The sequence below is a fragment of the Lutimaribacter saemankumensis genome (assembly GCF_900100005.1).
Classification (GTDB): Bacteria; Pseudomonadota; Alphaproteobacteria; order Rhodobacterales; family Rhodobacteraceae; genus Lutimaribacter; species Lutimaribacter saemankumensis.
The window spans coordinates 1-3,561 of sequence record NZ_FNEB01000032.1; the positions used below are offsets into that span (position 1 = coordinate 1).

General features: G+C 53.6%; 4 protein-coding genes and 1 pseudogene. 3 read left to right on the forward strand and 2 right to left on the reverse strand.

Translation table 11 applies throughout. The features are described from left to right. Positions 1-436 precede the first annotated feature (436 nt). Complete coding sequence (locus BLT50_RS18720; RefSeq protein ID WP_090030814.1) at positions 437-1,255, reverse strand: class I SAM-dependent methyltransferase; 819 nt, start codon at positions 1,253-1,255, stop codon at positions 437-439. Between the two features lie 170 nt (positions 1,256-1,425). Continuing rightward, entirely contained in the window at positions 1,426-1,704 is a 279-nt protein-coding gene (locus BLT50_RS18725; RefSeq protein WP_090030815.1) for a hypothetical protein, read from the reverse strand. Positions 1,705-1,811: 107 nt separating this feature from the next. Here BLT50_RS18725 and BLT50_RS18730 point away from each other — a divergent pair, with 107 nt between their 5' ends. The 3 genes and pseudogenes from BLT50_RS18730 to BLT50_RS18740 form a co-directional block, all read left to right on the forward strand. Then, on the forward strand, positions 1,812-2,735 hold the full coding sequence (locus BLT50_RS18730) for a LysR substrate-binding domain-containing protein (protein ID WP_090030817.1): 924 nt from the start codon (positions 1,812-1,814) through the stop codon (positions 2,733-2,735). A gap of 240 nt (positions 2,736-2,975) precedes the next feature. Continuing rightward, a pseudogene (locus tag BLT50_RS19825) lies at positions 2,976-3,125 on the forward strand (IS6 family transposase); the annotation flags it as partial. A 137-nt stretch (positions 3,126-3,262) separates the two neighbouring features. Continuing rightward, positions 3,263-3,561, forward strand: a 299-nt coding sequence (locus BLT50_RS18740; RefSeq protein WP_217629261.1) for a hypothetical protein, incomplete at its 3' end; no start/stop codon positions are given.

Here is a 3,561-nt window from a genome sequence, read left to right on the forward strand (position 1 = left end):
TTGCCGGTTGATCCAGCTAGTTGCAGCCGCGGGGTTTCCCGCGGCTGCATTTCCTAAGGGACTGAGGCGGAAAACCTGACAGGGTCAAACTGAGATCAAGTTGGTAAGGCCGCTAATTCTCAATTGACCTTTGTTTGACATCTGTGCGCAGCTTTGCTCGTGTTCGGAATAGGTTAAATTCTACCCCCGCAACCGAATATCCAAAAATTATCAATCGCTTACAAGCCGTCCGCCAGGGCGGCTTTTGTATTCAAGCCTGCCGTGGAAGCACTGTGGAAGCAAACGGAGCGCCTTCAAGGGTGTGGCGGGCAGGCAACGTCGAGCCAGGCGGCAATCATAAGTCCTTTCGGTTATGTCGATTGACGAGAACGGCCCAATGCGGACATTCATACAACCTGCGGCGAATGATACCTTCGAGCCCGGAAGGGACCTGATTTCAGCTTGCCTTTGCTGAGATAACGGCGAACGGCACCGGTACATGGAACTTTGAACCGTAGCTGAACTTGTTGCTGACAGTCTCCGCAATAGACGCCGCTATCTTCTCAATTGTCTCGTCAGTCTGGCTTCTAATTAGCATTCCAGCGCCGACGGTTGCGTTAAGAAAAATATCAAACAACTCGGTAGGTTGTTCCAAAACCCATTCGCAATCGACTGTTTCGTGATTTAGTAATGCTAGCCTCGCAGCGGCCATAGTCGCTTCTGCGTAGTCACGACCTGCAAATGCGAACAAGTCTGGTTGTGCGGGTGCCGCAGAAAAATCAGCGTGAGTCTTTAAGGCCCCAAACACTGCTGCAAATGCTGGCGACGCGGCAGGCCCAATCCAAGTTGCCATGATGAATTCGCCATTTGGTTTCAATACACGCCTAATTTCCGAAAGCGTTTTTGGTTGATCCGGTATGTGCATCATGCCGAAATTGCAGACGACTTTATCGAATACGGCATCCTCAAAGGGCATCGCCATCGCATCCCCCTCGACAATTTCTGCAGACGGCGCTGCCCCGCGAGCCTTTGCAAGCATTTCGGGCGAAAAGTCTAAACCGGTAACGTTGGCCCCTTTCTCCGACATCACAGCCGTTAGCGTCCCTTGCCCACAACAAAGATCGAGAACTTTGTCTTGGGCGACAATGTGATTTTCAGCAATGTATTTGCCGACATGGTCCGTGACGGGAACGAAGTGTTTGATGTAGGCATCTACGATGGCACCGTTGGCCCACCCCTCTTTCTCACGTGCCCCGAACTCTGCGAAGTCGGACATGTTTGCCTCCCTCAATTCTTACAGCGAAGCTACCACGATTGAAGTGAAGCTCAAAACAAAGGCTGATGTTCCATCGGAATAGCAAGTCAGACGCAGCGACTTCTTCATTCCGATGAATTCTTTTTTGTCCCGCAAACCAGAAATTTGCTCGACTCAATAAAATCAAACTATCAATTCCAGATAGAGACCGTCTTTGTTGAGTTGTAGATGGTCACGCAATGCGTGCCGCGGCGCCACACCACCTTATCGGGGGAACAAGCCTTCACGTCTCGCTCGAAACCGATGTCCGAAAGCATGTGCGGTGCACTAAAGGCAAGGCGCTCCAGGTCAGCTCTGAGATGCGTGTTCAGCTCTTTGTCTCGACGCCTAGGGATGGCTTTTTTCAACACCTCAAGGAAGGTTGCCGATTTCCTGATCGACGGATCGTGCTCAAGTTCACTTGCCAACATCGAATTTTCCTCAGATATATTAACTAAAGCTAGCGATAGCGCATGCCGCGAACTCTGGGCAAACCAAGATTTCGCACCCAATGGATGAAAAAAAATGACCCTAGGATATGTCAAGACTGCCGCCGCTTAATGCCCTCAAGGCCTTTGAGGCTGCGGCCCGCCACGGTGGTTTCGTTGGCGCGAGCGAAGAACTCCATGTGACACGCGGCGCTGTCAGTCGACACGTCAAACTGCTCGAGGACCACTTGGGCGTTCAGCTCTTTGTGCGGCAGGCGCAGGGCGTCCGATTGACGTCCGCAGGCGCCGGGTTTCTGCCGGTCGTTTCAGAAGCGTTCGGAATGATCGGACGAGCAGCGGAAGAAGTCTCCTCGGATGCCGCCGAACTGCGCATCCTCTGCCCGCCAGGAACCTCGATCCGATGGCTGTTGCCTAAGCTGGAGGATTTCAGGCAGGCACATCCGCAGTTTAATGTGCGACTGACAACAGACTTTTTTCCCGACAGTGGCTTTGATCCAATCGACGCTGATATTGGCTTCTCAGTAGCTAACTGGCCGAACCGCTCACGGGATTTGGAAATACAGACGCTCTTTCCTGTCCTACTTACCCCGGCTTGCACGCCAGACTATTTTCGCGACAAAGCGCTGAAAGTGCCCGAGGCGCTTGCTACTTGCGAGTTGCTACACGAAACACGAAATCACACCGACTGGAGAGCGTGGATAGACGTTTTCCGCCCCGCAGGAGTCGACCCGACCACCGGTCAGGATTTCCCCAACATCGACATCGCCACGAAAGCAGCCGTGATGGGCCTCGGCGTTGTGATGGCAGACCTCGTTCTATGCCGTGACGAATTGCAAGCCGGAACTTTGGTAGCCCCCTTCTTAGACATGGTCTGCAAATCTCCTGATGGTGGCATCTGCCTAATCGGCGGGCGTGACAAATGGCAGACCCCCAAGGTAGAGGCATTTCGATCATGGGCCTATGACGTCGCCGAAGCCGACCGCGCTTCAGTCAATCATCTTGTAGGTGGCTAGCGTCGAGGCGGACAGAAAGCATCCACTAAAGAGCTGGAACCAAACGACGGAAAAGTCCGCATAGCGGTCGTGGGTTAAGCACGCAATCAATGACCGCTCTTCGCCCGTCAAATCCACCGATACCGCGCTGCCGCCTTTCCCATCTGCTCATCCAAGGGCACTGGATGTTCGTCAGACGCCCGAAACAAAGTTCTCACAGGTCTTGTCAGAGGGACTTGGCTTGAGGCGGGAAGGGGGCTTCCGTCATCACTCAGAGACGTCGAAGATCTGCTGCACGAGCCCGGCATCGACGTCAGCCATGAAACGATCCGGTTCTGGTGGCAAAGGTTTGGTACGATGTTGGCTGTCGAGATCCGCCGGCAACGTGCTCAGCAACTGCGCGCCTTCACGTGTGTTGCCGTGCCTGCTCTGGAAGTCGCGCAGCTCAACCCATTGGTGACGTGCTTTTTTTGTCCTGAGCTATACGGTTCGTGATACAGTGTAAGAGGATCTACGCAACGGACGATAGAGCCGTTTGGGAGGGACCAATGACCGTTTCACGCAATTTCATGCTTGTGGGTACGTGTTTTCTCGTGGTCGGTATCGCATTCGGCATCCATATGGGAGCGAGCGGCCGACATGATTTCGCGCCTCTTCACGCGCATCTCAATTTACTGGGCTTCGTTCTTCCCATGGTGTTTGCCTTGGCTTACCGGACTTTTCCGGACATGGGGCAAAGCAAACTCGCAAGAATTCATTTTTGGCTGCACATCGTTCCGACTGCTGCGCTCTTGCTCATGCTGTTCCTGCTACTCAGCGGTAGGATTACAGAGGCTGGTATGGCGCC